At 64.9% G+C, this 25,238-nt stretch carries 29 protein-coding genes and 1 tRNA gene; 26 read left to right on the top strand and 4 right to left on the bottom strand.

Annotated features, from left to right (window positions below; genetic code table 11):
• Positions 1–51 precede the first annotated feature (51 nt).
• The 3 genes from YH64_RS20305 to YH64_RS20295 all read left to right on the top strand — a co-directional run bounded on the left by YH64_RS20305 (position 52) and on the right by YH64_RS20295 (position 1,637).
• A tRNA-His gene (locus tag YH64_RS20305) sits at positions 52–127 on the top strand.
• A gap of 158 nt (positions 128–285) precedes the next feature.
• Positions 286–477, top strand: a complete 192-nt coding sequence (locus tag YH64_RS20300; RefSeq protein WP_046805994.1) for a hypothetical protein — start codon at positions 286–288, stop codon at positions 475–477.
• A gap of 161 nt (positions 478–638) precedes the next feature.
• Positions 639–1,637, top strand: coding sequence for an SDR family oxidoreductase (locus YH64_RS20295; RefSeq protein WP_046805993.1), 999 nt, complete (start codon positions 639–641; stop codon positions 1,635–1,637).
• Between the two features lie 245 nt (positions 1,638–1,882).
• Here YH64_RS20295 and YH64_RS20290 read toward each other — a convergent pair whose 3' ends face one another.
• Entirely contained in the window at positions 1,883–2,725 is an 843-nt protein-coding gene (locus YH64_RS20290) for an MBL fold metallo-hydrolase (RefSeq protein WP_046805992.1), read from the bottom strand.
• Positions 2,726–3,504: 779 nt separating this feature from the next.
• Positions 3,505–4,578, bottom strand: coding sequence for a S24 family peptidase (locus YH64_RS20280; RefSeq protein WP_046805991.1), 1,074 nt, complete (start codon positions 4,576–4,578; stop codon positions 3,505–3,507).
• 71 nt (positions 4,579–4,649) lie between these two features.
• Here YH64_RS20280 and YH64_RS20275 point away from each other — a divergent pair, with 71 nt between their 5' ends.
• From YH64_RS20275 to YH64_RS20180, 19 genes are all read left to right on the top strand, one after another.
• On the top strand, positions 4,650–4,889 hold the full coding sequence (locus tag YH64_RS20275; protein WP_046805990.1) for a YdaS family helix-turn-helix protein: 240 nt from the start codon (positions 4,650–4,652) through the stop codon (positions 4,887–4,889).
• Positions 4,841–5,713 (top strand): YdaU family protein, encoded by an 873-nt coding sequence (locus YH64_RS20270; protein ID WP_255444590.1) that lies wholly within the window; start codon positions 4,841–4,843, stop codon positions 5,711–5,713. Before YH64_RS20275 ends, YH64_RS20270 begins: the two co-directional genes overlap by 49 nt.
• Positions 5,700–6,383, top strand: a complete 684-nt coding sequence (locus YH64_RS20265; protein ID WP_046805988.1) for a hypothetical protein — start codon at positions 5,700–5,702, stop codon at positions 6,381–6,383. The genes YH64_RS20270 and YH64_RS20265 overlap by 14 nt, the downstream gene beginning before the upstream one ends.
• Positions 6,384–6,490: 107 nt before the next feature.
• Positions 6,491–6,907, top strand: a complete 417-nt coding sequence (locus YH64_RS20260; RefSeq protein WP_240433928.1) for a hypothetical protein — start codon at positions 6,491–6,493, stop codon at positions 6,905–6,907.
• Positions 6,904–7,185, top strand: coding sequence for a hypothetical protein (locus tag YH64_RS20255; protein ID WP_046805986.1), 282 nt, complete (start codon positions 6,904–6,906; stop codon positions 7,183–7,185). The genes YH64_RS20260 and YH64_RS20255 overlap by 4 nt, the downstream gene beginning before the upstream one ends.
• Before the next feature lie 89 nt (positions 7,186–7,274).
• Positions 7,275–7,811: a hypothetical protein gene (locus YH64_RS20250; protein ID WP_046806024.1), complete on the top strand. Its 537-nt coding sequence runs from the start codon at positions 7,275–7,277 to the stop codon at positions 7,809–7,811.
• Between the two features lie 63 nt (positions 7,812–7,874).
• The gene (locus YH64_RS20245; RefSeq protein ID WP_046805985.1) at positions 7,875–9,233 is read left to right on the top strand and encodes a DUF3383 family protein; all 1,359 of its coding nucleotides are present in this window, start codon (positions 7,875–7,877) and stop codon (positions 9,231–9,233) included.
• Positions 9,234–9,246: 13 nt separating this feature from the next.
• Positions 9,247–9,675, top strand: coding sequence for a phage protein (locus tag YH64_RS20240; protein WP_046805984.1), 429 nt, complete (start codon positions 9,247–9,249; stop codon positions 9,673–9,675).
• Positions 9,675–10,160 (top strand): phage tail assembly chaperone, encoded by a 486-nt coding sequence (locus YH64_RS20235; protein WP_046805983.1) that lies wholly within the window; start codon positions 9,675–9,677, stop codon positions 10,158–10,160. Before YH64_RS20240 ends, YH64_RS20235 begins: the two co-directional genes overlap by 1 nt.
• 148 nt (positions 10,161–10,308) lie before the next feature.
• The gene (locus YH64_RS20225; protein WP_046805981.1) at positions 10,309–12,666 is read left to right on the top strand and encodes a tape measure protein; all 2,358 of its coding nucleotides are present in this window, start codon (positions 10,309–10,311) and stop codon (positions 12,664–12,666) included.
• A gap of 8 nt (positions 12,667–12,674) precedes the next feature.
• A complete protein-coding gene (locus YH64_RS20220) occupies positions 12,675–13,262 on the top strand; it encodes a phage baseplate protein (protein ID WP_046805980.1) in 588 nt (195 codons plus the stop codon).
• The gene (locus YH64_RS20215) at positions 13,259–13,591 is read left to right on the top strand and encodes a hypothetical protein (RefSeq protein ID WP_046805979.1); all 333 of its coding nucleotides are present in this window, start codon (positions 13,259–13,261) and stop codon (positions 13,589–13,591) included. The genes YH64_RS20220 and YH64_RS20215 overlap by 4 nt, the downstream gene beginning before the upstream one ends.
• Entirely contained in the window at positions 13,578–14,528 is a 951-nt protein-coding gene (locus tag YH64_RS20210) for a hypothetical protein (protein WP_046805978.1), read from the top strand. The genes YH64_RS20215 and YH64_RS20210 overlap by 14 nt, the downstream gene beginning before the upstream one ends.
• Positions 14,525–15,220, top strand: a complete 696-nt coding sequence (locus YH64_RS20205; protein ID WP_046805977.1) for a Gp138 family membrane-puncturing spike protein — start codon at positions 14,525–14,527, stop codon at positions 15,218–15,220. The genes YH64_RS20210 and YH64_RS20205 overlap by 4 nt, the downstream gene beginning before the upstream one ends.
• Positions 15,220–15,588, top strand: coding sequence for a hypothetical protein (locus tag YH64_RS30250; RefSeq protein WP_046805976.1), 369 nt, complete (start codon positions 15,220–15,222; stop codon positions 15,586–15,588). Before YH64_RS20205 ends, YH64_RS30250 begins: the two co-directional genes overlap by 1 nt.
• Positions 15,589–15,613: 25 nt before the next feature.
• Positions 15,614–17,065 (top strand): hypothetical protein, encoded by a 1,452-nt coding sequence (locus YH64_RS20195; RefSeq protein WP_046805975.1) that lies wholly within the window; start codon positions 15,614–15,616, stop codon positions 17,063–17,065.
• Entirely contained in the window at positions 17,065–17,730 is a 666-nt protein-coding gene (locus YH64_RS20190; RefSeq protein ID WP_046805974.1) for a DUF2612 domain-containing protein, read from the top strand. The genes YH64_RS20195 and YH64_RS20190 overlap by 1 nt, the downstream gene beginning before the upstream one ends.
• Entirely contained in the window at positions 17,730–19,760 is a 2,031-nt protein-coding gene (locus YH64_RS20185) for a hypothetical protein (RefSeq protein WP_052946059.1), read from the top strand. Before YH64_RS20190 ends, YH64_RS20185 begins: the two co-directional genes overlap by 1 nt.
• A 272-nt stretch (positions 19,761–20,032) precedes the next feature.
• Complete coding sequence (locus YH64_RS20180; protein WP_046805972.1) at positions 20,033–20,389, top strand: hypothetical protein; 357 nt, start codon at positions 20,033–20,035, stop codon at positions 20,387–20,389.
• 3 nt (positions 20,390–20,392) lie between these two features.
• Here the strand turns inward: YH64_RS20180 and YH64_RS20175 are convergent, their stop codons facing one another.
• Positions 20,393–21,268, bottom strand: a complete 876-nt coding sequence (locus tag YH64_RS20175) for a tyrosine-type recombinase/integrase (protein ID WP_046805971.1) — start codon at positions 21,266–21,268, stop codon at positions 20,393–20,395.
• A gap of 274 nt (positions 21,269–21,542) precedes the next feature.
• Here YH64_RS20175 and YH64_RS20170 point away from each other — a divergent pair, with 274 nt between their 5' ends.
• The 4 genes from YH64_RS20170 to YH64_RS20155 all read left to right on the top strand — a co-directional run bounded on the left by YH64_RS20170 (position 21,543) and on the right by YH64_RS20155 (position 23,426).
• Positions 21,543–21,998, top strand: a complete 456-nt coding sequence (locus YH64_RS20170; RefSeq protein ID WP_046805970.1) for a hypothetical protein — start codon at positions 21,543–21,545, stop codon at positions 21,996–21,998.
• Positions 21,988–22,482 carry a hypothetical protein gene (locus YH64_RS20165; protein WP_046805969.1) on the top strand — a complete coding sequence of 165 codons (495 nt, stop codon included), beginning with the start codon at positions 21,988–21,990 and terminating at the stop codon, positions 22,480–22,482. Before YH64_RS20170 ends, YH64_RS20165 begins: the two co-directional genes overlap by 11 nt.
• On the top strand, positions 22,466–22,732 hold the full coding sequence (locus tag YH64_RS20160; protein ID WP_046805968.1) for a hypothetical protein: 267 nt from the start codon (positions 22,466–22,468) through the stop codon (positions 22,730–22,732). Before YH64_RS20165 ends, YH64_RS20160 begins: the two co-directional genes overlap by 17 nt.
• A 223-nt stretch (positions 22,733–22,955) precedes the next feature.
• Positions 22,956–23,426: a carboxymuconolactone decarboxylase family protein gene (locus tag YH64_RS20155; RefSeq protein ID WP_046805967.1), complete on the top strand. Its 471-nt coding sequence runs from the start codon at positions 22,956–22,958 to the stop codon at positions 23,424–23,426.
• Positions 23,427–23,445: 19 nt separating this feature from the next.
• Here the strand turns inward: YH64_RS20155 and YH64_RS20150 are convergent, their stop codons facing one another.
• Positions 23,446–25,236: a hypothetical protein gene (locus tag YH64_RS20150; protein ID WP_143215458.1), complete on the bottom strand. Its 1,791-nt coding sequence runs from the start codon at positions 25,234–25,236 to the stop codon at positions 23,446–23,448.
• Between the last annotated feature and the right edge of the window lie 2 nt (positions 25,237–25,238).

The raw sequence follows: 25,238 nt of genomic DNA, 5'->3' as shown, positions 1-25,238 counted from the left end.
GGCCTCTTCGTTGTTGAGCTTCTTCTGAAGCACGGCAAAGAAGCACCAGAGGTGGCTGTAGCTCAGTTGGTAGAGTCCCGGATTGTGATTCCGGTTGTCGTGGGTTCGAGCCCCATCAGCCACCCCAAAGAATTTGTCAAGAAAGGCGCTTAGGTCATCCTAAGCGCCTTTTTTGTTTTTGATTTTCCCGGATTTTTGCCGGACGGCTTAGTCCAAGAGCCTCTTTAAAAAATCCCGCGCTTGTGGAAAGATTCCATCGATTGTGTCGTTGCATGTGAGGAGCCGATGAGCGATATCCAGCAGCCCGACAAGGGAAAACAAAAGGAAATGGAGACGGATATTGTCCGTCCCGAAAAGCCGGTGGATCCCGCCCAGGATTCCACCCAGGAAACTCCCCAGGAAACCGGCAAGAACAAATCCGCGGAAGACCCGCCCCGCAAGATGCGGTGGCCTGCCGATTTTCCGGGCAAACACTGAACGACCGCGCCGTCTCGGCAGCCCGTCGCGCGCGCGGGCAAGCATCGCCCCGCCCGGCTCCTCCTGAAGCCGCGACCCTTCTGCCATAGCCCCCTTCAGGCATGTCCCTTGCTGCCCTCCCACAGCCGCGCATGTTGCGCGCCGCTGACCGGGAGGCTCACATGTATCAACCCAGATTGAAATTGAAAGCACTGCGTGACCAGGTGATCGTCATCACTGGCGCGGGCAGTGGTATTGGCGCGGCCACGGCCAGGATGGCTGCGAAGCAGGGCGCGAAAGTGGTTTTGGCGGGCAGGCAGGAAGAGGCGTTGACCCGCGTGGCGGACGATATCGTCCAGGCGGGTGGGGCGGCTATTACCGTGGTGGCCGATGTGGGGGTTGCCGAGGATCATGACCGTATCCTGGAACAGGCCGTGCAGCACTACGGGCGGGTGGACACCTGGGTTAACAACGCCGGCGTTTCCATCTTTGGTACGTTGGAACAGGTGCCGGTCGAGGATCAGCGCAAGCTGTTCGATACCGTCTATTGGGGCGTGGTGTACGGCTCGATGGCGGCGGTGCGGCACTTGAAGCAATCGGGCGGCGCCTTGATCAATGTGGGCAGCGAAGTGTCGGATCGCGCGGTGCCGCTGCAAGGCGCCTATTCCGCCGCCAAGCACGCGGTCAAGGGTTTTACCGATGCGCTGCGGATGGAGCTGCGCGAAAGCCAGGCGCCGGTATCTGTCACGTTGATCAAGCCGGCTTCTGTCGCAACCGGGTTTGCCGCGCACGCGCGCAATTACATGGATGTGCAGCCTAACCTGCCGCCGCCGGTATATGCGGCCGACACCGTTGCCGAAGCGATTTTGCACGGGGCGCAGTATCCGACCCGGGATCTTCACGTGGGCAGCGCGTCGCGCGCGATTTCGGCGTTGGGTCAGAATATGCCGACGCTGGCCGACCGTATGACAAGCTGGCTGTTCCGGCACCAGCGCGGAGACATGCCGGCGGGGGGCGGGTCGGACTCACTGTACGAAGGGGGCGGCGAGCATCCGTCGACGCCGCTGCATCCGCGCCGGCACAGCGTGTACACGCAACTGGCGATGCACCAACGCACTGTTCTGCTTGCGGCTGTGGTGGCGGCGGGGCTGGCGCTTTGTCTGCCGCGTGGGCGGCGTTGACGCATGGGCTTGAAAGCTGTGCCGCGCGTAACTGCGCTGTAGGCCGTGGAGCGTCTCAGGTCGTGGCCCGGGCGAAGGTTTGGGAACTGCGGCCTGAGGCGCGGCCCGGCACGCCACACCCGGCACGCCACACGGAGCACGCCACTTCCAGCGCACCGCACCCGGCTCACCATACAGCGCGCCATACCCAGCAAGCCTTGCACGGCTTTCACCGCCTTCCGTTGGACAGTCGAATACATCGCCGGCTACGCGGGCCGTCCGGCCAGACGTTGGAATTCCTCGGTGTCGTGCCCCGAAAACACGTCCACTTCGCCGCCTTTCGTGCGGATCAGTTCGCGCAGCCGATGCTGGTTACCCAGGCGCGCCGCGCGATCGTGGTCCAGCATGTGCTGATACATGCGCAGGCCGATGGGGCAACTTGGCCGGTCCAGCGCCATCTCGTTTGCGTGAAAGTATGCGTCGCCTGCCAGCAGCATCCAGCTGGCGCCTCGGTTGACGGCGATGCCCGCGTGACCCACGGTGTGGCCTCGCAGCGGAATCATTGCAATCTCGGCGGGCAAGCCTGCCAAGGGACGCGCCCGCTTGAAGCCGTACCAGGACTCGCCGGCGGCTTCGTCGTACACCTGCCAACGTTCGCGGGACGACCATTGCTGCGGCCGAAAACGCTGGCGGTCCATCCACGTGCCTTGCCGCTGCGCCACGTCGGCTTCGGCCCGCATCATGTGCACGGTCGCCTGCGGGAAATCGTCGAGTCCGCCTGCGTGGTCGAAGTCCAGATGCGTCAGGATGATGTGACGCACGTCCGATGCGGAAAATCCCAGCGCCTCGATTTGCCGTCGGGCCGTCATGGCGGCTTTCCATTCGGGCTTCACCAGGGCCAGAAAGAACGCGCTTAACCGGGGGCGCGGATGCGCCACGTCCTGCAAGCCCAGTCCGGTGTCCAGCAGCGCCAACCCGCCCGAATCCAATTCCAGCAAGACGCAGTGGCAGCACAGCCGGCCGCGCGTGGCCAGCCACGATGACCGGCCGTCCATCAGCCGGCCCCCAGCGGGGCAAGTTGAAATGCAGTTCAGGTGATGCACTTTCATGGAGGGGCCTCCTGATCTCAAACCGTCTCGGGGCGCGGCGGATGGACGGTGCCGCTGCGCGGGTCGGACCGCAAACCGCGTGCCGTGCAGGCGAGAGGGAAAGGCGGTGTCGGGCGACGCCTGCGAAGCGGCCTTCCGAAGCGGGCCTGCGGAGCGGCGCCGTCGGTCAATATTGCAAGCGACGTGTAGGGATCGCACCCGCGCGCGCACGTCGCGACTGTTAAGCGGATAGGCACATGGCCGACTATTCAAATGGCGCACGTTCGCGCCCGATGCGCGCCTCCGTGATGTGCCCCTTGCGGCATGGCGATTGCTGCGTGCCGTTCGTTTATCCCGCGCGCAAGACGTCAGCGTGCGGGCAACCGAAACGGGGGAACGTGATGGACGAGCCGACACTTCAGACGCATCAGCCACAGCGGGCGAACCCCGCGCCACAGCCACAACGGTCAGCGCCACCGCAGCAGGCGTCAGGACGACAGCAACAGGTGGCAAGCCAGCATCAAGCACAGCAACAGCGACCGCCCCTACAGCGGCAACAGCAGCAACAGCAGCAACAGCAGCAGCAACAACCGCCGCAAACCACCCCATCCGCGCAACAAGATATCAACCCCGGCGATGACGCCGCGCCGGGCACGCCTGGGACCGGAGAAGTGGATTGCCCTGACTGCTCGGGAAGTGGTCAGCTGAACGACCGACCGTGCCAGACATGCGGCGGCACGGGCAAGGTTGTGAAGGCGGTGGGTGGTGCGTAGAACGGGTGGCTAACTCGCGGACGAGCCTTACAGCAAGCGCTCGTCCACCCCATTTCGCAGGTCGTACGGCGACCACAGGATGCGTCCGACGATGCGGACTTCGCAGCCGTCTTCTTTCTCAAGCGCAAAGGGCGCGTAGGCGGGGTTCAACGATTTTGCCAGCCAGCCGCCCTCGCGTCCGCGCGCGATGCATTTGACGATCATCTTGCCGCCGTGGTTGATCGCGTAGACCGTGCGCGGGTCGATTTCGCGGGGGTCGATGACGGGGTCTTCGTAGAACAGCATCGGTCCGCCGTTTCGGATGACGGGTTCCATGCTGTCGCCTTGCGCATACACGATCTTCATGCGGCTGATGGGCAGCTTGAACGACTCCAGGAATGACCGGCGCAACAGGATCTCGCCGATCTCCGTCTCGTGGTAGTTCTCGATGCCAAGCCGGCCGGCGGCCAGGCGCACGTCCAGTTCGGGGACGGGCATGAATTCCTGATCGTTGGCGGAGTAGCCGGCGTTGGCGACGTGGCCGACATTGGCCGCCGTGCTGATGCGCAGCGCCTGCATGCGTTCGGCCTGATGCGTGGTGACGCCTTCGGGGTCCCAGGGGGCCGCCGAGATCGGCGCCATGGGAAACTCGTCCGCCACGCTCTCGATGCTGACGAGCGCACCGCGTTTAGGGCTTGTGTTCTTGCCCAGGCCCGCAGAACCCTTGGTCTTGACGCCCATCTGGCCCAGCGCCAATAGCAGCGCGCCTTCCAGCCGTTTGACCTGGTCATCCGCCAGCCCATGGATCAGCGATGCCGGCACGGATGGAAACGGCCATTGGGCGTCGGCCGTGGGGGCGGCAAGCGGGACGGCGGTCGACAGCGACGCGGCCTTTTTAGCTTCAGCTGCCAGACGAGGGCTGATTGCCGCCAGCGTGCAGCCGAACCCTTCGGCGTAGGCCATTGCCGCTTCGATCCCAATAGGACGGCGGCCGGTGATGTGTTGATAAATCATCGCCTGGCCGCCCTTCACGTGGTGGTCGCGAGCAAATGCCGCGCGGTTCACGCCTTCAAAGCGTGCGCGCAGGGCGGCGGCTTCCTCTTCGATAGTCCACATTTTCATATAGCAATGCTATGCAAATAAAACTATAGCATGGCTTGCTAATAAGCTGTAGCGTCGCTATAGTTTTGGTGATGAATCTACCTGATTATTTCAAGCAGGAAGGGGCGCTGACCGCTGCCATGTTCGCCCGGCTCGTGGGCGTGTCGCCCGCGCTGGTCTATCAGTGGCGCACCGGCCGCCGGCCCGTGCCGGTCAAGCACTGCGCCTTGATCGAATTCGCCACCGACGGCGCCGTCACCCGGCGCGACTTGCGCCCTTCCGATTGCACTCAAATCTGGCCGGAGCTGGCCGAAAGGATCACGGCGCAATGAACTATTACCCCCACCACATCGGCGACTTCAATAGCGCAACGCGGCATCTGACGCGCATCGAGCGCAGCGTCTACCGGGACTTGATCGAGCTTTACTACGACACCGAAGCGCCGCTATCGCAAGACATCGACAAGCTTTGCCGCTTGTTGATCGCGCGGTCCGACGACGAGCAGAACGCCGTGGTCCAGGTGCTGCACGAGTTCTTCGTGGAATCCGAGCAGGGCTGGCGACATGCTCGCTGTGACGCGGAGATCGCGCGTTATCACGGCAACAAGGAAGCCAAATCGGCAGCCGGTAAAGCCAGCGCGGCCAAACGCGCTCGGCAGGCAGGCATGCCGGCAAGGCAAGCAGCGGATCAACAGCCGTTGAACATCCGTGCAACCAACCAGGAACCACAACCAGAACCACAACCAGATCGACCACAACCCGAATCGACAATCCCGAAAACGGCCCCCGGGCGCTCCGGCAAGCCCGCCTTCGATGCGGCCGAGTGTGCGTTGCCTGATTGGCTGGATCGGGCCGATTGGGCTTGCTGGGTGGCGGACCGCAAAGCGCGCAAGAAGCCGATCACCCAAGAGGCGGCGCGGCGCCAGCTGCAACAGCTTGCCGGCTACCGGGCCGAGGGCGTGGCGGCGCGCGACGTCATTGCCCACAGTATCGCCAGTGGCTACCTGGGCCTGTTTCCGCCGCGGGCGGCGGCCCGCGTCACGGCAGCCCACCCATCGCGGCAACGCGCGCAATGGTCGTCGGAATTGCGCAGCGTGCTGGCCGAAGGCCATGTCCGGGGCGAAATCGACATGGGGGTCATCGATGCCAGTCGTTGAATCGACGGTCGGGCTGGGCGCGCTGGTCGTCAACGAAATGCACTTGTTGTACGGCGCCAAGTTCGCGCAGCAATGGGAAGGCCTGACGCCGCGCGAATTGAAAGACTCCTGGAACCAGAAGCTGGCTGGCCTGACCGAAGCGCAAGTGCGGCGCGGGCTCACTGCCTGCCTGACACGGGAATGGCCGCCGACGCTGCCGGAATTCCTGAAGCTTTGCTGCCCGTGGTTGATCCCCGAACTTGCCTATCACGAAGCGGTGCGCGGCGTGTCGGCGCGGCGTCGTGGCGAGGTGGGGGACTGGTCGCACCCGGCGGTGTATTGGGCAGCGGTGGGCGTCAGCACGGTTGACCTGTTGAACAGCAACTTCGGCGCAATCAAAGTCCGTTGGGAAAGAACGCTGTCCGAAGAGTTGGCAAAAGGTGCATGGCCCGACATCCCGGCACCGCGCGCGGCGTTGCCCGCGCCCGGACAGACGCTGGCCACGCGTGCCGAAGCCGAGGCCGCGCTGAGAAAAATGGGTGCGGGAAAAATGCTGGCAGCCCGCAGCCGGTCACATCGCGAATGGATCGAACGCTGGGAGGCGCGCATCGCGTCCGGCGGGCATCCCACCAAGGCCATCGCCGACATGTTGATGCACGCCAGGCACACGGCCAAACCGGAGGGCACATGACGATGCGGCGCATGAACGATGGGCCAACGCGCGCGAACGGCGCGCCAGCTAAGGACCGCAAAGCACGGATCGCAAAGCCAGGATCGCAAAGTAAGGACCGCAAAACAATGAAAATGAAAAATACACCGTCAGTACAAGCCGGCATGCCGCGTTGGGTGGAAGACGAAATTCATAACTGGGCCAGGTCGCAATGGGAAGGCGATTGGCCCGGCCCGCGCCGCATGTTGCACGAGACGCCCGACGTGTGCGAATTTCCGCCGCTGCCCGGTCACGACGATGACGACGAGCCCCTGCGCATACCCGTGAATCATGAACGCGCGCGCCGCGTGCACGCCCTGTATGAAGCGTTGCCGCTTCTGGAGCAGCGCGTGGTTCAGGCGGAATACACGCGCCGCGCCGACTACGGGGACCTGCCCGCGCATGGTCGTCAGGACAAGGCGTGTCGCGTCATCGGCATCACGTTGCCGTACTACAAAGTGGCGCTGGGCAGCTTCAAGCAAGAAGTCTGGAGGGCGTTCCGATGAAATACGCACACGAAGTCATCGACCTGCTGGCCGCGTATCCCGGCCGCGAATTCAGAATGGCCGAGATCTTGCGGCACGTCAGCCGAGGCATGCCGTTGACGCCCGCCTCGCAAGAGGCAATGCGTCGCGGCGCGCGTCGTGTGTTGGACCATCTGTTAGACGCGGGGCATGTCCAGCGCTGCGGCGGCAACACCAAATCCGCCACGTATTCCTGGCAGCAATTGGGACATGCACTTCATAAAAACCATGCCCATTTGGGACCGGATTTGAGACAATAGCCGCGGGGCATTGCGCCCACACGAAATGCAGCCCGCCAACCGCTCCGGTTCGCGGGCTTTGTTTTTTTCCGGAACCAACAGTGACCGACATGACGCCTGAAGACGCAATCCTTACGCTGGTGACGGCCGCCGCGGGCGGCGTGCCGGTGTTTCTTTCCGACGATGCAACGTCTGTTCCGCCGCCGCCCTGTATCGCGCTGGCCGTACGCTGGGTGCAGGCCGGCCCCGCTGAAACCGGCCCGGTCGACGCCGACGGTAATCAGCTGGTGCGTGACCATCGCGATGCCACCGTCGAGCTGCGCAGCGTGGGCGCTGCCGCCTATCGCGCCCTGGACAAGTTGGGGCTGGCACTGCGCCATCCCGTTCACGATGATCGCGCGGAAGCGCTGGGCCTGGCGGTGTTTCACGCCGGCCCCGTGCAGCGCGTGCCGCGCGACGGCAACGACGCCACCCCGGGCACGACGAGCGAGCCGCGGGGCGCACTTGACCTGGGCATTCGCTACGCGCAGACCTATACGGATGTTGTCGGCCTCATCGAAACGGTGACCGGCAACATCACGACCACGGGCGGGCTGCTGCCTTCCTTTACAACCTCATTTTCCGCGAAGACCGAAGCGACGAATTAACGTTCAAGGTCTTCTTAACGCTGTCCCCCGCCGCCCTTGGGCGGTTTTTTTTTGGAGCCGCAAATGGCAAAAATCGACCGGATCGTCAATGTGGCGATCTCGCTGAACACCACGGCGATCAAGGAGCAGAATTTCTCTGACATCCTGATCCTTGGCGCACACGCGCTGGCCGTCAACCGCGTCATGGCGGTGACCGAGGCAGGCGAGCTGCTGGACATGGGCATCGCCCCGAACGACCCGCTGTACATCGCGGTGCGCGACGCCTTCAAACAGATTCCGACGGTGGCTCGCGTCTTTGTCGGCCGCCGCCAGGTGGATGCATCGCGCATTGCCGTGACGCGCGCCGCCGTGTCGGACTACGCCGTGTCGCTGTCCTGGCGTGACGCGAATGGCGCCGTGCAAAAGGTGGCTGCCAGCGTGGCGGGCGCCGCTGACAGCACGCCGCAGACGCTCGCGACGGCCCTCGCCGCCGCCATCGCCGAGACCGACGCACCGGTGACGGCCACCGCAACCGGCGCGGACGTTGCGGTGACCGCCGATGTGACCGGCCAGGCCGTCGCCATCGCCGTGACGGGCAACCTGGAATTGGCCGCGCCGGTCAGCACCGAAACGCCGTCGGCCGCACTGAACGCTTGCCTGCGCGAGAACGGCGACTGGTACGGCGTGTCGCTGGCCAGCCGTGTGGAAGCGGATGTGTTGGACGCCGCCGAATGGGTGGAATCGAACGAGCGCCTGTTCGGCGTATCCAGCGCGCAGGCGGGCATCATCGACGCCGCCGTGTCCAACGACATCGCGTCGCGCTGCCAGCAGAAGCAGTACTTCCGCACGCATGTGTGGTACCACGGCCAGGCCGATAGCGAAGCGCTGGACGCCGCCGTCGCCGCCAACCGCTTCACCTTCTATCCGGGGGGTGAAACCTGGGCCAACACGCGGCTTTCGGGCGTGACCTACGACAACCTGACCGAAGGCCAGGCGCTGGCCGCGCATGCGAAAAACGCCAACACGTTCGAGCAGATGCGCAACTTTGCCGTGACGCAAAACGGCAAGGTCGCCGCCGGCGAATGGATCGACGTGATCCGTGGCCGCGACTGGCTGGCCGAGCAGGTCAAGATCAACGTGGCATCGCAGCTGATCAACGCCAACGGCAAGGTGCCCTATACCGACGCGGGCATCCAGGTCCTGGTCAACGGCATCCGCCAGGCGCTGCTGCTGGGGCAGAGCCGTGGCTTGGTCGCGCCCGACGAAATCGATGACGCGGGCCGCAAGATTCCCGGCTTTGTCATCAACGTGCCGCGCGCGGCCAGCGTGTCGACGAACGACAAGGCCAACCGCATTCTGCGCGACCTGAGCTTCAGCGCCCGCCTGGCCGGCGCCATCCATGTTGCCGAGATCAAGGGCAACCTCACCTACCAACAACTGTAATCGGGGCATATCCATGTCAGTCAAAACCTACGCACCCAACCAAGTCAAGATCGTGATGGGCGCGCTGCCCATTTCGGGCCTGGCCGAAGACACCTTTGTCACCGTGACGGAGATCGGCGAAGGCATCGCCTCGGTCGTCGGCGTCGACGGCGAGGTGGCGCGATCGATGTCGCGAGACTCGCGCCTGCGCATCACGTTGACGCTGATGCAGACCAGCGCCAGCAACGCCGCCTTGACCGCGCTGCACCAGGCCGACCGCGCCACCGAGGGCAACGGCGCGGTACCGATTTCCGTGACCGACCTGCGCGGCACGTCGCTGCACGCCTCGGATTCCGCGTGGATCGTCAAGATGCCCGACGCGGGCTACGGCGCCAAGGTCGGCAGCCGTGAATGGACGATCGAGACCGGCCCGGCCATTCACGTGATCGGGGGCAATACCTGATGAGCGCCATCAAGGAAGTGAGCATCGGATCGACCGTCTTTCGTATTTCTCGGTTTGATCCGTTTCGCCAGCTCAAGCTGTTGGGCGACCTGCAAAAAGAAGTGCTGCCGGCCGCCGGCTCGATGCTGACCTCGGTGTTCAGCGCGGACGGCGCCGGCGAAGGCCGCGACGAAAACGCGATGCTCAATGCGTTCCGCGAACTGTCGGCCAAGCTGGGCGGCGATGCGCTGGCCGGCTGGGCCGAGCGCTTGGTCGACCCGGAGCTGGTCAGCTTCGAACTGGCCGGCCGCGAGCCGCAGAAGCTGACGCCGGCGCACCGGGGGCTGGCGTTTGCGGACTATGCCGAGATCCTGGAGTTGCTGTTCCACATCCTTGAGCACAACTTCGCCGGCCCTTTGGCGCGTTGGGCCGGCCGCTTTGGTCCGGCCCGCGCGACGTTGGCGAGCCTGTCGGGCGGTTCGACGCAGGCTTCGAACGAGAGCTGATCATCTGGCGGCCCATCCTGGCCCGCCATGTCAGCCTGGACGCCGTCAAGCGCGGCGACGTCGATCTGCTGGACATCCTGAAGCTCAACGCGCTGATGGATGCCCAGCAGGCCGCGCAGGCCGCGGCAGATAACAAGGCGAGGTAACGATGATCGTTGTACGAGAGGTGGTGACGCTGCTGCGCTACCAGGTGGATCAATCCGGGTTGCTGACCTATCGGCAGGCGTTCGAGTCGACGTTGCAGGCCATGGTGGGCGCCAGCGTCAGGGCGGGCGCCGCGATGCGCCAGGCGCTGGCGGATGTGCTGCCCGGCGTGGCGAACACGCCGCAAGCGAAGGCAGGGCCATCGGCAAGCGCGCGGATGCCCGGCGCGTTAATGACGATTGCGCAGATGGCCGTTGCGCAGATGACGGTTGGGCGGATGATGGTTGGCCAGATGGCAAGCCAGCGGACCGCAAATGGTCAAACCGCAAATGGTCAAACTGCTAATGGCCAAACCGCAAGCGCCTCGGTCGGCCCCCGGCCTCAAAGCACTCCGGCAGCCCGCCAGCACGCGGGGGCGTTGGGCGGCCTGCGCGGTGTCATCCAGCTGACGCTGGGCGCGTCGCCGTTCAAGCGCGTCCTTGGCGACATCGACGCGTGGGTGCAGATCCAGGCGCGTTTGCTACAGGCAGCGGGGTCTGAGGGGAATGCAGGGCAAGCCGACCGTGACCTTGCCCGCGTGTCACGCACCAGTGGCACGCCGTATGCCGACAACGTCGACACGTACGCACGCTCGGCGCAGACCTTGCAAGACCATGGACGCACGCGGCCGGAAGCCACCGGCATCACGGAAGCCGTGGCCTTGAGCATGCGCCTGTCGCAAACGCCGGCCCAGAACCGCGACGGCATCGTCACGGCACTGACGAATATGGTCGAGCAAGGCCGGTTGGACCTGGGGCAATTCAACACCTTGCCCCAGCGCATGCAGGACGCGTTGGCCACGGGGCTGAATCTAAGCCGTGGCCAATTGCGTGATCAAGTTCAGGGCGGCCAGGTCACGACGGACCGAGCGTTGCCGGCATTGCAATCGCAATTGCCGGCCATGCGCACCGAAGCCGAGGCTGCGCCCGCGTCCATCACGGCAGCAATGACGGTGTTTAACGACGCCATGCAGCGCTACCTGGGCCAGGCGCTGCCGGCGGGCCACGGCGTGTTGAACGGCGTAGCCACGTCGATCCTGTTTCTGGCCGACCACATCGACGCGGTCGTCAAGCTGCTTGCCTTGACCGGGGCCAGCATCGGGCTGGTCTCGTTGGGCAACGGGCTGCGGCGGGCCAGGGCGGTGGCGGGCGGCCTGTTTCAATCGCTGACCGCTGCCACGCGCGCCGCCCTGGGGTTGGATGCCGCGATGGCGATGCGCAGTGGCCCGGCGGGCGCCATGCAGATGCTTTCTGTGTGGACCCGGTCGATAGCGCCCATGCTGCGCATGGCGGCGGTGTTGACCACGATCTATCTGATCGGCGAAGACATCGCCAACTGGATGGCCGGGGGCGAGTCCGTCTTGGGCGGCTGGATCGGCGGCGTGGAGGAATGGCAGGACGAGCTTGATGCCGTGTCGTCCGTGCTGACGTTTGTGAAGGACCTGCTGGGCGGTGCGGGCGAGGCGCTGGGGCCGTGGATCCAGCGCTTCGGATCGATTGCCGTGATGGTCTACGGCCTGTGGCAGATCCTGTCGCCCGTCGGCGGATTCCTGCTGAACCTGGCAAGGGTCGTGGTCCCCATGTTGTGGAACGCGTTTGCCATGACACCGATCGGCCGGATCATTTCGCTGATCGGCATGCTGGCCGTCGCGCTGTGGCAAATCTGGGAAAACTGGGACGCCATCAAGGCGTACATCTCGGCATCCTGGGATGCGCTGATGGCGATGGCCATGGATTCGTTCCTGGGACCGGTCATCGAATACATCCGGGCCATCTGGAAATTCTGGAGCGGTCTGGTCAGTGGCGTGATCGCGGCGTTTACCGGTGACTGGGACGGGGCTATCGCGCATTGGGCGGGCGCCTTCAACGGCTTGTGGACGTTTTTCTCGGACATGGGTGGCCGCATGGTCGCCACCGTCAAGGAGATCGGCCGCGCCATCCAGACCTGGGTGATCGACAAGGCACGTGCGGCAAAGGACTGGCTCAAGAGCTTGCTGCCGGGCCAATCAGGCCCCGACGCCGGCGACCAGGCGTCGGTGATGGACGGCTGGTCGCCGGACGCGGCGCCGAATTGGTTGACGACGGCAAGCAGCGCAGCGGGGCTGGTCGTGCCGCCTGTGTCCGTGCTCGGTCCTGTGCCGATGCGCGTCGGCGCCCCATTCAGCTTCCAAAGCAGCAACAACTTCGTCGTCAACGTGGCGTCCGGCGATCCTCTAGTGGTGAAAAAAGCGGTTGCCGATGCCGTGGGCCAGGGGCAGCAACGCGGTCTTCAAAGCCTGCCGCACTGGTACGACCTGACGCCCGGCGTCGAAAGCCCCGGATAGGAGCCCTAATGAACTTTGTTTCCATGATCTTTGGATGGAATGGCGGCAGCAGCATCGGCACCTTGCCCCTGGATGCGCTGGTCAACGAAAGCACCCAGCTCAACAGCCGAACAACGTCATTCGCCGTGGAAGACGGCCCGCCGGTCACCGACCACGTGGGCCAGGATCCCGAGCAACTGACGCTGACAGGGTGGGTGACTGCCGCCGACATCAGCTTGCTGGGCGGCTTTCGCAGCGCGGCCTTGGGCACCGGCCGGTCAAAGCTGATCGGCGCCAAGGACGCGCTGCGCAAGATCCATGCGGATCGTCTGCCCATCACCATCACGACGGGGATGGACGTCTACGTGGACTTCGTGATGGAAAGCTGCTCCATCGGCCGCACCAACACCGCGGGCGACCGTTACGAGCTGTCCGCCACGTTCAAGCGCATCCGCAAGGTGACGTTGCGGCAGGCGGACATTCCTCCGGAAAAAACCTCGGGCAGCGCGACGGGCAAGGCCGGGTCGACCAAGGCCAACGCGGGCAAGCAAAGCGGCGTGCCCGCCAGCCCGAAGCAACGCGACACTTACAACTCGGCAAAGGGTTTGAACCCATGATCCAGATACTCGTACCGGACGCCAACGACAGCCTTATCGAATTGGAGCTGGACGGCATGACGGTGTTCTTGCGGCTGTCCTGGAACAGCGAGGCCCAGCAATGGGTGCTGTCCATCGAGAACGCCTACAACGAGCTGGTCGTTGCCGGCATCGCCGTGGTGCCGGACACGCGCTTGCTGGCGGGCTACCGCCATCTGCCCGTGCCGCCGGGCGAACTGGTGGCCTTGGCGCCGGACCGTCGCGACACCATCAGCCGGTCGGCGCTGCCGTCGGGCGAAGTGGCGTTGCTGTACGTCAACGCGGCGGAGGTGGTTGATGGCAAGGTTTGATCGCGTCTACCGCCTGCTGGTTGGCAAAAGTGGCGCGCGAGGCCTGGAAATCATGCCCCCGTTGCGCATCACGTTCGATATCGCCAAGACGGCGGCCGAAGAGCCCAACGACGCCAAGATCAGCGTGTACAACCTGGCCGAGCAAACCCGGCGTTCATTGGAAGAGCCCGGCTTGCAATGCGTGCTGTACGCGGGCTATGCCGAAGAGGGCGGCCCCCTGTTGATGGCATCGGGCAGCATCGTCTTTGCCTATACGCGCTATGGGCCGCCGGATGTCGTGACCGAACTGACGGTCAAGGACGGCTATATCGAAGTGCGCGATACGGCGGTGTCGATCGGCCTGGGCCCGGGGGCGCGCGCTCGCGACATCATCCGCGACATTGCGCGGCAGATGGGCTTGCCGCTGGTCATGGCCGACGATGTGCCCGACCGTCGTTGGGAGCACGGGTTTTCTTTCTACGGCGCGGCGCGCACCGCGCTGCACAAGGTCACGCAAGGGACCGGCCTGGAATGGTCGGTTCAGAACCAGCAATTGCAGGTGGTGCAGCGGCTGGGCACTACGCGGCGCCAAGCCGTTGTACTGGCCGTGGACAGTGGCCTGTTGGGCCAACCCGAACGCACGCGTGAAGCGGCCACTGAAAAGGCGAAGTCGAAAGGAAAGGCGTCGGTACAGGCGGGGGCACGCGCGCCTGCGGCCGGCGCCGTGGCGGCCAAGCCCGCCAGCGCCCAACAACAGCGCGACGGCTGGAAGGTCAAGTCGCTGTTGCTGCCCACCATCAGCCCCGGCGACCTGGTCAAGCTGGAAAGCCGGTCCGTCCAGGCGTTTCAACGCGTTGAAACCGTGCGTCATACCGGCGATAGCGAAGCCGGTGACTGGCAAACGGAGTTGACCCTGGTGGACACCCAGGCCGCGCCATCCAAAAAGGAACAGACATGAGCAATGCGGTAACCCTTATCCGCCGTCTTATCGCCACGGAATTGGCGGATATCTATACGACGCTGCCCGGCGAAGTGGTCGCGTATGACGGCACGTTCGTCACGGCGCGCCCCACGCTGGCCAAGCGGCTGGCCAATGGCGACGTGCTGTTGCCGCCCCAGGTGGTGCGCGTGCCGGTGTGTTGGCCGGTGGGCGATGTGCACGGCGCGCAGGCGTTGATCTCGGTGCCGCTTGCGCCGGGCGATGCGATCAAGCTGTCTTTTTCGGCCCGTGCATTGGAAAACTGGCTGGGGGGTGATAACGGTCCGCCGGACGATCCGCGCCAGTTCGATTTGTCTGACGCGTTCGCCTCGCCACTGCTGCGGCCGGGCACGATGGCGGCGGACACACAGAACGTCAGCATCCAGTACGGGCCGGGCACGTTGAAGCTGTCGCCGGCCGGCGATCTGACGTTTCATGTCAAGACCTGGACGGTGCAGGCGGAACAGGCCACCTTCAACACGCCGGTCACGATCAACGGGCCGCTGACCTATACCCAGGGCATGGCGGGCGAGGGCGGCCAGGGCGGCGCGTCGATGCGCATTCGGGGCGGCGTGGCCTATGAAGGCGGCGCGATCACCCATAACGGCACGAACATCGGCGACGCGCACCGTCACCCCTACGCCGGTGGCACGACCCAGGGGCCGCTCTGATGGCACTGGACCTTGCTTTATCCCCCGACCGCGATCTGGACCTGGACCTGCTAGGCCGCGCGTCTTTCGTGGAGGGCGCCGACCGTATCGCGCAGCAGATCAACACCACCTTGCTCGCCTTCATGGGCGAGTGGTTTCTGGACACGACCTTTGGCGTTCCGTACTTCGAAGACGTCCTGGTGAAGTCGCCCGATCGGTCCGGCATTGAAGCCATCTTCCGTGCGCGCATCCGCGCGGTGCCGGGCGTGACGCATGTCAGCGCGATGCAGCTGCAACTGGAACGCCAATTGCGCGTGCTACGCGTGACCTACCAGGCCGACACCACCTTCGGGCGACTGGAACGCGTGGTCTTGCTGCAAGCGTCTTAACCCCCTTATTTTTGTCGAGGTAACTATGGCCTACGGTGTCACACCGGACGGGTTCGTCCGACCACGCCTGCCCGAAATCCGCCAGGAAATCGTGGCCGACTTGCGCGCTCGCATGCAATCGGCCGGGTTCAATGGGGCGGTGGAAACCCGCCCGGACAGTATTACCGGCCTGCTGATCGACACCTTCGCGGAACGCGAAGCCACGTTGTGGGAGCAGGCTGAAGGCGTCTACTACGCGATGTATCCGGGCTCGGCGACGGGCGTCTCGCTGGACCGCGCCGTGTCGTTCACCGGCGTGTCGCGCTATCGCGACGAGCCTTCGCGCGCCTATGTGGTGCTGTATGGCGCGGCGGGCACAACGGTGCCGGCCGGTGCGCAAGCGCGGCATCGCGTCAGCCAGAACTTATGGGCGCTGGACAGTGCCGTGCAAATCCTGTCGGGCGCGGCAGCGGATGTGACGCTGCAACCCGCCGTCGCTGCCCAAACCGCCTATACCGTGTCGATCGACGGCGTGGACTATGCCTACACCAGCGGCGTCACGACGAATTTGCCGCAGGTGCTGGCGGGCTTGGTGGCCGCGCTGAATGGCAGCGGGCTGGCGGTGTCCAGCGACGGCGTCTCCGTGCGGCTGCATACGGACGGGCGGCAGGCCGCGTCGTTCGCGTGGTCCCCCGCGTTGTCATTGGTTCGTCTGGGATCGCCCGGCCTGATGACAACGGTGGACGCGTCCGACGAAGGGGCCGACGTAGGCGACCTGAATGGCATCGTGACGCAGGTGGACGGGTGGGACGCCGTCAACAATCTGCAAGCGGGTGTGGCGGGACGCCTGGCGGAAAACGCCGCCCAGCTGCGGGCCCGCTACACCACCGGTCTGTTTCGTCTGGGCGCGGCAACGCTGCCCAGTATTGCGCCCAACGTGCGCGACCGCGTGGCGGGCGTGCGGGTCGTGAAAGTCTTCATGAACAGCACCGACGTGCCGGACGCACAGGGCCGCCCGCCGCACAGCGTGCACGTGGTGGCCGACGGCGGGCTGGATGACGAGGTGGCCGATGCCATCTTTCGCGTGGTGGCGGCGGGCATCGACACCCACGGCCAGCGTCAGGTGGTGGTCAAGGATGAAGAGGGCGCCAACCATCTGATCCGTTTCGACCGGCCTGAACGTGTCTACCTTTGGGTGCGTTGCGCCACGACACTGCTGCCGCCGTCCGAGCAAGCATTTCCGCCCGACGGCTTTCAGCGCATCGCCCAGAGCCTGGCGGCGGTGGGCGAGGGCTTCACCATCGGCGAGGACGTCGTCTTGCAACGGCTTTACGGCGCCATCTTTCGCACGCCTGGGCTGGCGTCCGTGGACCTGGCGCTGGCGTTCTCGACCAACCCGGCCTTCACGCCCGCGCCCTCGGACTTTCGCGCCGCCAACGTGGCGATCCAGGACTTCCAGGTGGCCGCGTTCGACCTGTCGCGCATTGAGGTGACGTGATGGATCTGCATCAGAACCACGGGCAGGTTGCCTGGGGCCATTGGCTGGGCCAATTTCAAACCAAGCGGCGGTTGGAGGCGCTGGTCAAGGCGCTGCTTAAACCCGCGGACGGGCTGCAAGGCGCGCTGCGGGCGCTGTACGAAGACCGCTGGCTGGACACCGCGGTGGGCAGGCAGTTGGACGGCATTGGCGAGATCGTCGGCTTGCCGCGCGTGATTGATGAAGCGATCTACCTGCAATTTTTCGGGTTTGAAGGGCAGCCGAGCGTAGGCGGTTTCGGCCAGGCGCGCTTTCGCCGCGCCAATGAACGGCCCGTGGCCGGCTCCACCGCGCTGCTGGACGCGGAGTATCGCAAGCTGCTGTATTGGAAGATCGCCTTGAACAACGGGCATGGCACCACGCCGGAGATCGCCCGTTCGCTCAAGCCGATCTTCGATGTGACCCGGGTCGTGGTGCAAAACGCCGGCAACGCAAAGATCCGTATCTGGGTCAGCCGCATTCCCGGCCCCAACGACCCACTGATGGCCAACCCCTACAAGTGGGTGCCCCAAGCCGCCGGCATCGGCGTGCAACTCATCACCGGCTCGACCGACAAGCCCTTCGGCTTTCGCGAGCAAGGTTTCTTTGGCTTTGGCGTCGGCGTGCTGGCGCGAGGGATTTACTGATGGCAGACCCTACTTTCTTTGACCTTTTCAAATCGACCTGGGCACAAAACGGCCTGACGGAAGACATCACCGACCAGCAGTACAAGACCGGTTGGTCGTTCATCGGATCCGTGCCGCCTTCGGTCGAGCAATTCAACAAGGTGCAGCAGACCACCGACGAACGGCTGGCCTGGCTGTACAAGCAGTTGGACGGCCTGGCCGAGGTCACCGGCAGACCGCTGGCGGCCACGAGTTGCGATGCGTTGAGCTACGCGCAACAGAACCTGAACGCCGCGAACCTGAAGACCGGCACGGTGCCGGTGGCGCGTCTGTCCGGCACGGCCACGTCGTTGACGGCGGGTGCGGCGACAAAGCTGGCGACGGCGCGCACCATCGCCGCCACCGGCGACGCCACGGGTGCCGGTTCGTTCGACGGGTCCGCCAACCTTTCCCTGGGCCTGACGCTCAGCCCCAGCGGTGTTACGGCCGGCAGCTACGGCAACGCCAACGCGGTGCCGACGTTCACGGTGGATGCCAAGGGCCGCGTGTCCGCCGCCGGCGAAGTCGCCATCGGCAACGCGGCCACCGCAACCAAGCTTGCCTCGGCCCGCACGTTCTCGGTCACGGGCGGGGCAACGGCGGCCGGCGTCAGCTTTGACGGGTCGGGCAACGTGGCGCTGAACGTGACGGCGCTGGACGTCTCGAAGGCATCGGCCGGCACCTTGCCCGTGGCGCGCGGCGGCACGGGCCTGGCAACCGTGGCGGCAGGTTCGTACGTGACGGGCGCGGGAACCGGCGCGCTGGTGCCCCGCACCCCAGCGCAGGTGCTGGAAGACATCCAGGCGCTGCCCAAGACGGGCGGCGATATCAGCGGGCCCTTGGTGCTGGGCACGGGCGCGGCGATCGGCGCCCAGTACGGAACGAATACCGCGTCGGGGCGCACCGCGCATGTCCTGCTGCCGGATGGTGGGGGTTATTCCACGCACACCGGAACCGTGGTTGGCGCGATGAAAATCACGTTGCCCGCCGCGGCGGTCGGCGCGAACACGATGCTGCGTTTGCGGGTGGACGTCTTCGAGTACCTGGACGGCGTGCCGCCGGTGTCGTTGTTGATCCATGGCTACGTGCAAACGACGAAGGCGTGGGCACGCTGCGGCGCGACGGTGCTGGCGGGCAGCGCGGCTTCCGATCTGCCTGTCCGGTTCGGTTCGGACGCGGCGGGCCTTCCATGCATCTGGATCGGCGACACAACCAAGTCCTGGTCATACGCAAGCGTGACCGTGTCGGAAGTGCAAGCCAAATACAACACCTCCGGCGCGTCGGTGGCTGCTTGGGGCGTGGGTTGGAAGGTCGAGCCGGTGACGGCGTTTGAGACCGTGTCTCAAGTTGCGGAAGGCGGCAATCTGGCCTTCGCCCGATCGGATATCGCGCGAGTGAACGGCTTGCAGGCCGCGCTGGACACCCGCATCCCGGCGGTGTCGCTGGCGAACTTGCCAACGACCAACATCGGGCCGGTTCTGGTCGCCGAAGTCGCCGAAGTGTGGATTTGGGTCTCGACCAGTTTCTATACCGGTTACCGCTCCCCGCTTTGCGGCCGACCGCTGGACGGCCACACCGTGGCCCCGTTGCCGAACGAGGTGGACGCGGTGGGCGGCATCCTCCAGAAGTCCGCTTACGCCGCGTTGTGGGGGTACGCGCAGGAAAACGGCCTGGTTCTCACCCAGGCCAATTGGGAAGCGCGCAGGGGCGGCCACTACTTCGTCAACATCGACGCCACCACGTTCCGCGTCCCGGATTTGCGCGACATGTTCCGCCGGTTTACCGGAACTGACGCTGACACTGCAAATGCGAGAACGTTAGGTAGCCGTCAAGGACATGCCTTTCTGGCCCACAGTCATCAGCTTTCATCCCGTTCTATCGCCGTGGGCTCGGGAGGACTGATTGACGTTGCAAGCTCGGCTGCGACGGGCGGCTGGGGGTTGACCACGACGGCTGGAGGGGCCGAAACCAGGCCGGTGAACGCCGCCTACCACCCTCGAATTCACGCGTAATTTAAGTGTGAAGGCGCGGCTGGTATGTGACGTTCACCGGGCGCGTCTCCGCGCCCACCGATGGGTTGATACCGAGGTTGCTGACGCCCGACCTAATGCCGTAAGTCGCGCTGGCAGCGAAGGCCAAACCGGAGGCTGTAATCGAGGACACTTGGTATGAGCTGCCGTCAATATTTATGCCCGGATGCGCGTGCCCTTGCACCTGCTGAGTCTGCCTGCTGCCCAGCACCCTCACATTTGCAGTGCAAATTTCATTTCTAAGGAAAACCGATATGCAAAAGGAAGTCTTTCAGACTGACGATGATGGCCTGTACCTGTACAAGTCTGTTGCCAACGAGCTGGCGCTTACGCCCGGTGTGTTCAATATCGCCTATGGCGCATATGTGGACGCGCCACCGGAACCGCCTGCCGGGAAGCGGCCTCGACGCGTAGGGAACGCGTGGGTCATGGTCGAGGATCATCGCACCACGCCGTTATGGGTGGTGGAGACGGGCACCCCGTATTCAATCGGTGCCGAGTATGAAGACGCCAGCGGCAAGGTGAGCTACCCGGGATGGGGAAAGCTGCCGGCTTGGCTGACGTCGGTTGCTCCGCAGAAATCGGCCGAGCAGGCGTCTGAAAGCGCGTAGCCTTTACGCGGCCAGCGGGATGGCCTGCGAATCGATTTCGCGTTCCAGGCGCATCTCTTCCAGTTGGCGGCGCCCCAACGGGCTGCGCGTCAGCTTTTGGGCCAGCTCGCGGCCGTGTGGGTGGTAGTAGCGCAGCAGCATCCGCGTGTCCACGTTGCCGTTGACCTTGGCCAGTTCATGGATCTGGAACACCGTGGCAAGCTGCGATGTCCCCTCGTGCCGCAGGTCATGAAACCGCAGGTCGCGGAAATAGGCGCTGTTCGGCCTGCGTCCATGTTGGCGGCACAGATCTTCATAGCGCAAGCGAGCGCGCCTGCGAGCCCGAATGAAGGCGCGCGTGACGGAAGCGGGCTGCATACTGAAAATCCGGCCCCGCAAAGGTTTGCCCGTGACCCACCGCCGCAAAGCTTCACGCGCGCGCGGTGTCAGCGGAACGTTACGCGCGCGCCCGTTTTTTGTATGCGGCAGGTGTACCACCCCATGCATAAGATCCAGGTGTTCGCGCAGGATGCCGACGACCTCGGACCGACGCATGCCAGTCTCTTTGGCCACGATGAGGACGGTGGGTAGCTCTATCGACCGCGAGGCGCGGATGATCCATTCCAGTTCCTTGGCGGGACAGTCGTCGTTCGAGACCCCGCGCAAGGTGATGCGCTCGAACAGACGGCGGTCGCGCGCGTCGTCAACCGCCGGCCGTCGCACCAACTGGACCGGATTGGCCAACTGATCGAAACCCCAGTCTTTTCGGATCACTGTGTAGACGTGCGACAGAAACGCCAAGCGCCGGACGACGGTGGCGGGCGCCCTGTCCTTGAGCCATTCGTCTCGCAACTCGGTCAAATCCGAGCTGCGGATCCGGTCGACCGGCCGGATCGCCAAGCGCGTGCCGCGCCAGATACGGGCGATGGATTGCTATGCGGCCTGCCCCTTCTTGGTAATCGAGACCTCGGCCAGATAACGCGTTAGCGCGTCGGCCAGGGTGGGGTGAGCTTGCGGCGGGGTTGACGGCGGGACCAGGGTTTCATGGGCAAAAGGCCCGATTTGAACTCACATCCGATCTTTGCGCTTTGTCCTTTACTACGCCCGCTCGCGGGCATTTTTTCCGTCCCTACAGGAGGCCATCCTGCACACGCTTTTCAGGAGCACCCCCATCATGGAACCCGGTTCTACCAGCCTGGGCGGGCTTGCCGCCTTAAAGGTCGCGATGGCGTATGGCATTCCCGCCGCCATCGCAGCCATGCTCGGCTTATTGCTCATGCCGCCGCGCACGGTCAGGGAATTTACCGTGCGGACGGTATCCACCGTGGCCTGCTCCTTTCTTTTCGGGCCTGCGCTGGCTGCGGCTGTCATTGCGTGGAAGCCTGCCTTGATGGAGGCCATGACCTGGCTTGCCCATCATGGCGCGGGCACCGACGACGCCTTGCTTGCAAAGTTCTACGTGCTGGGCCCCAGCATGCTGCTTGCGGGCCTGCCGGCGTGGTGGGTGTTGGGCGCCTATATGCGGTGGCTGGCCAGCATGCGCAAGAAGGGCGTGCTGGACTGGCTGGCCGAGGCACGCGCCAAGATTTTGGGGATGCCGCGCCAAGGGGGAAAAGATCGTGGATCTTGATGCTGTGTTGCAAAAGGCTGTATTGCCCGCCTTGACGCTGCTTCCGCCCGCGATGGACACGCCGCAGGCCCGCGTTCTCTTGCTGGCTATCGGCTTGCAGGAAAGCCGCTTTCTGCATCGTCGGCAAGTCGGTGGACCGGCCCGAGGCTTCTGGCAGTTCGAGCAGGGCGGTGGCGTGCGAGGCGTGTTGATGCATGCTGCCACTTACGGACCTGCCCGCCGGCTCTGCGCCGAACGCGACGTGGCGGCCACCGTGGGCGCCGTCTACACCGCCCTGGAAGCCGACGACGTGCTTGCCGCCGGCTTTGCGCGTCTGCTCTTGTGGGCCGACCCGCATCGTTTGCCTGACGTGGGCGACGCAGACACCGCCTGGGCCTTGTACCTGCGCACCTGGCGCCCCGGCAAACCGCATCCGCACACCTGGGCCGCGCTGTATGCCCAAGCCATGGGCGCTATGGGGGGACGGCATGTTCGCGTGGCTTGAACGGTTCAAGACCTTGGCGGTGGCCGCGTTGGCCGCAAGCGCCGTGGTGCTGCTGGCGTATTTGCGAGGGCGCAGCGTGGGTGCGCGCGCTGAACGCCAGGGGCGCGACACGCAAATCAATCGGCAGGCCGACCAGGCTCGGCAGGAGGTAAGGGATGTGCAACATCAAACGGCTGGGATGGACGATGCTGCCATTGCTGACGAGCTTAAGCGTGACTGGGTGCGTGGCGCCCGCCCGGGTGGGCGTTGAATATTGCGAGCACGCGCGGCCCGTCTACTTTGATACGGCGGCGCAGGTGGATGCCACGCCGGCTTCCGTCCGGCGGCAGATCCGGGATGGCAATGCCGTCTGGCGCCGGCTGTGTGGCGGGGCGCCATCATGACCTAGTCCATATTGTGCGTCATGGCTCTGTCCGGCTGGGCCAAGTGGGCGCACGATAGCGGTTCTGAAATGTCTTTACCAGGATGCCATCATGAATGCTCGCCTTGACTATGCCAAAGCTTCGCCCGACGGGTATAAGGCTTTTGGCGCGGTATATGTTTATCTTCAGCACTGCGGCCTGCCGAAGACCTTGATTGATCTGGTGTTTTTGCGGGTGTCGCAGATCAACGGATGCGCCTATTGCATCGACATGCATTCGCGCGACCTGATCAAGCAGGGCGTGACGGTGGACAAGCTGGTGCTGGTGCCGGTGTGGCATGAAGCGGGCGCGGTGTTTACGCGACAGGAACGCGCGGCGTTTGCGTGGGCGGAAAGCGTGACGCGCGTGGCTGATACCGGTGTGCCAGATGAGGCCTATGCCGCGGCCGCCGCCGAGTTCAGCGACAAGGAATTGGCGGACCTGACCTATGCCATCGGGCTGATGAATGCCTTCAACCGCCTGGGCGTCTCGTTCAGGGCCACGCCGGCTGCGACGAAGGCGGCTGAGCGGGCGGCGGAATGAAGGGGGGCTCGATCTGCCGTCAGTCCAGATTGATGACGGAAGCGGTGCCCGGCGCATAGCCGTTCGCATCTGCGTCCGCGCCGCTATCGAACCCGGCTTGATCGGAAGCTTGGCGTTTGGCTTGGGCCGCATCAGCCGGCGCGCCACCTAATTGGCCCGCCTCCAACACTTTTATCGTGCCATCCACCGTGCCGACAACCAGCGATTGCGCGTCGGCGTCCATGGCGAAGATCAGCGTTGGCAAACCATCGACCCGCACGCGGGCATAGCGCCGCAGCACGCCGGTTTGCGCGTCGATCAATTGCAGCGAGCCGTCAAGAAAGGCGGCCGCGATCAGGTTCAAGGCGGGCATGTGCACGATGGCGCTGGGCGATGCGGGGATGGGGCGCCGCCATAGTTCGCGATCCCGGTCCAAGGGCTTGCGGTAGATAAAGCCGGCGTAGGGCGCGCGCACGTTGGGCGAATAGTGCTTGCCGCCGATGACAAGGCCGGGGCCCAGTGCATCGTCGACGTAGGCGCCGCACAGTTCCATGGCGTGGCTGGCGGCATCGTTGCTGGCTTTTAAAACCGGCCATAGCCGGCGCACGGCGCCATCGGGTTGCACCACGCACAGGGTTTTGCGTTCGTGCGAGCTGGCGGGCGTGCCTTGTAGCAGGAACAGATAGGGCGCGTGGCGGATGCGCAGGTAGTGGTTGAAGCAGTCGTAGTGGCCAAGGTCTGGGCGATGCTCGACGCCGGTCGCCAGGTCCAGCAGCACATCGCGCGCCTGCCCGGGTTGCGCCGTAACGCGGTTTTGGCGGCCCAGGATCCGGCCTTGTTGCGTGGCGGAAAACGTGAATTCGCCGTCATAGGCGCGCGTCAGTGGCAGGCCGGCATTGGTGTTGGCGTTGGCGATGGTGCCGGTGCTGGCGTTGGCGTTGGCGTCAGCACCGGCGCCGGTGTACGTGTACAGCCGCGCGTCCTGTCTTCCCACGATTTGGCCAGCCGGGCCGCTCTCGACCACGTGCACCAATACCTGCTTGCCGGATGTGATGATCTCGACGCCGTGGCCCGCGTCGGTATGGGTGGCAAGGCGGTCGCCGTTGCGGTGGTAGACCTCTAGCTGGCAGCCCTCGTGCACGGCGGCGTAGCGGTCGTGATCCAGCCAGGCTACATCCAGGATGGCGCCCCGGTGTGTCCACCTGGCTACGCCGAACCATGCTTGCAAGCGCGCTTCCAGCTCCTGGATATCTGGGGCGCGCAAGGCTTGCGCGCGCAGCTTGGCGGGGACGCTGGGGGCTGCATCCATGCTTAGGTTCAGCGCTTGCGAACCGGGGCAAGGCGCTGGCGCTTGCACGCGGAACAAGGCGTCGAAGGCATCGCAGGCGTCATCGCCGTCGTCCCATGGCCGCACCCATGCTTCGATCTGGTCGCCCGCCGCGTTGTAATGGCATCGCACCACTTCGGGAACCTGGTTGTACAGCTGAACGCCGTGCGTTTCGCGCCAGTCCCAGACGATGAGTTCGCCTTCAAACAAATAGCCGCCGTCGTAGCTGCCGCCGCCAATGGCCACGGTTGTGCCGGCAGGGTGGAACGCCACATCGTTGACGGGATAGTGCAGGTCATCAAAGGCGGCGAAGGGAACGAGCGAATCGCGGCGGTACAACGCTACCCGATAGCGCAAGGTGCGCCCGCCATAGGCGGCGCGCGCGCGAGGGTGGGCCAGCAGGGCAAACGTGGACGCCACGGCCGCCACATCGCCCGCCGCGTTGAAAAACACACCGTTGATCTTGCCGCTGCCGCGTAGCGCCGGGGCCGTTGATGTTGTCATGG

Source organism: Achromobacter sp. LC458, assembly GCF_001005835.2.
GTDB lineage: Bacteria > Pseudomonadota > Gammaproteobacteria > Burkholderiales > Burkholderiaceae_B > Achromobacter > Achromobacter spanius_B.
This window is presented reverse-complemented; position numbering and strand designations above follow the sequence as displayed.

Bases quoted from the DNA above. Each gene is read 5' to 3' on its own strand.
- YH64_RS20290 (WP_046805992.1), bottom strand. From the start codon at position 2,725: ATGAAAGTGCATCACCTGAACTGCATTTCAACTTGCCCCGCTGGGGGC.
- YH64_RS30250 (WP_046805976.1), top strand. From the start codon at position 15,220: ATGGCACTGGACCTTGCTTTATCCCCCGACCGCGATCTGGACCTGGAC.
- YH64_RS20295 (WP_046805993.1), top strand. From the start codon at position 639: ATGTATCAACCCAGATTGAAATTGAAAGCACTGCGTGACCAGGTGATC.
- YH64_RS20180 (WP_046805972.1), top strand. From the start codon at position 20,033: ATGCAAAAGGAAGTCTTTCAGACTGACGATGATGGCCTGTACCTGTAC.
- YH64_RS20275 (WP_046805990.1), top strand. From the start codon at position 4,650: ATGAATCTACCTGATTATTTCAAGCAGGAAGGGGCGCTGACCGCTGCC.
- YH64_RS20170 (WP_046805970.1), top strand. From the start codon at position 21,543: ATGGAACCCGGTTCTACCAGCCTGGGCGGGCTTGCCGCCTTAAAGGTC.
- YH64_RS20210 (WP_046805978.1), top strand. From the start codon at position 13,578: ATGGCAAGGTTTGATCGCGTCTACCGCCTGCTGGTTGGCAAAAGTGGC.
- YH64_RS20260 (WP_240433928.1), top strand. From the start codon at position 6,491: ATGAAAATGAAAAATACACCGTCAGTACAAGCCGGCATGCCGCGTTGG.
- YH64_RS20160 (WP_046805968.1), top strand. From the start codon at position 22,466: ATGTTCGCGTGGCTTGAACGGTTCAAGACCTTGGCGGTGGCCGCGTTG.
- YH64_RS20265 (WP_046805988.1), top strand. From the start codon at position 5,700: ATGCCAGTCGTTGAATCGACGGTCGGGCTGGGCGCGCTGGTCGTCAAC.
- YH64_RS20215 (WP_046805979.1), top strand. From the start codon at position 13,259: ATGATCCAGATACTCGTACCGGACGCCAACGACAGCCTTATCGAATTG.
- YH64_RS20150 (WP_143215458.1), bottom strand. From the start codon at position 25,236: ATGACAACATCAACGGCCCCGGCGCTACGCGGCAGCGGCAAGATCAAC.
- YH64_RS20250 (WP_046806024.1), top strand. From the start codon at position 7,275: ATGACGCCTGAAGACGCAATCCTTACGCTGGTGACGGCCGCCGCGGGC.
- YH64_RS20225 (WP_046805981.1), top strand. From the start codon at position 10,309: ATGATCGTTGTACGAGAGGTGGTGACGCTGCTGCGCTACCAGGTGGAT.
- YH64_RS20155 (WP_046805967.1), top strand. From the start codon at position 22,956: ATGAATGCTCGCCTTGACTATGCCAAAGCTTCGCCCGACGGGTATAAG.
- YH64_RS20220 (WP_046805980.1), top strand. From the start codon at position 12,675: ATGAACTTTGTTTCCATGATCTTTGGATGGAATGGCGGCAGCAGCATC.
- YH64_RS20185 (WP_052946059.1), top strand. From the start codon at position 17,730: ATGGCAGACCCTACTTTCTTTGACCTTTTCAAATCGACCTGGGCACAA.
- YH64_RS20240 (WP_046805984.1), top strand. From the start codon at position 9,247: ATGTCAGTCAAAACCTACGCACCCAACCAAGTCAAGATCGTGATGGGC.
- YH64_RS20235 (WP_046805983.1), top strand. From the start codon at position 9,675: ATGAGCGCCATCAAGGAAGTGAGCATCGGATCGACCGTCTTTCGTATT.
- YH64_RS20190 (WP_046805974.1), top strand. From the start codon at position 17,065: ATGGATCTGCATCAGAACCACGGGCAGGTTGCCTGGGGCCATTGGCTG.
- YH64_RS20195 (WP_046805975.1), top strand. From the start codon at position 15,614: ATGGCCTACGGTGTCACACCGGACGGGTTCGTCCGACCACGCCTGCCC.
- YH64_RS20280 (WP_046805991.1), bottom strand. From the start codon at position 4,578: ATGAAAATGTGGACTATCGAAGAGGAAGCCGCCGCCCTGCGCGCACGC.
- YH64_RS20245 (WP_046805985.1), top strand. From the start codon at position 7,875: ATGGCAAAAATCGACCGGATCGTCAATGTGGCGATCTCGCTGAACACC.
- YH64_RS20300 (WP_046805994.1), top strand. From the start codon at position 286: ATGAGCGATATCCAGCAGCCCGACAAGGGAAAACAAAAGGAAATGGAG.
- YH64_RS20205 (WP_046805977.1), top strand. From the start codon at position 14,525: ATGAGCAATGCGGTAACCCTTATCCGCCGTCTTATCGCCACGGAATTG.
- YH64_RS20255 (WP_046805986.1), top strand. From the start codon at position 6,904: ATGAAATACGCACACGAAGTCATCGACCTGCTGGCCGCGTATCCCGGC.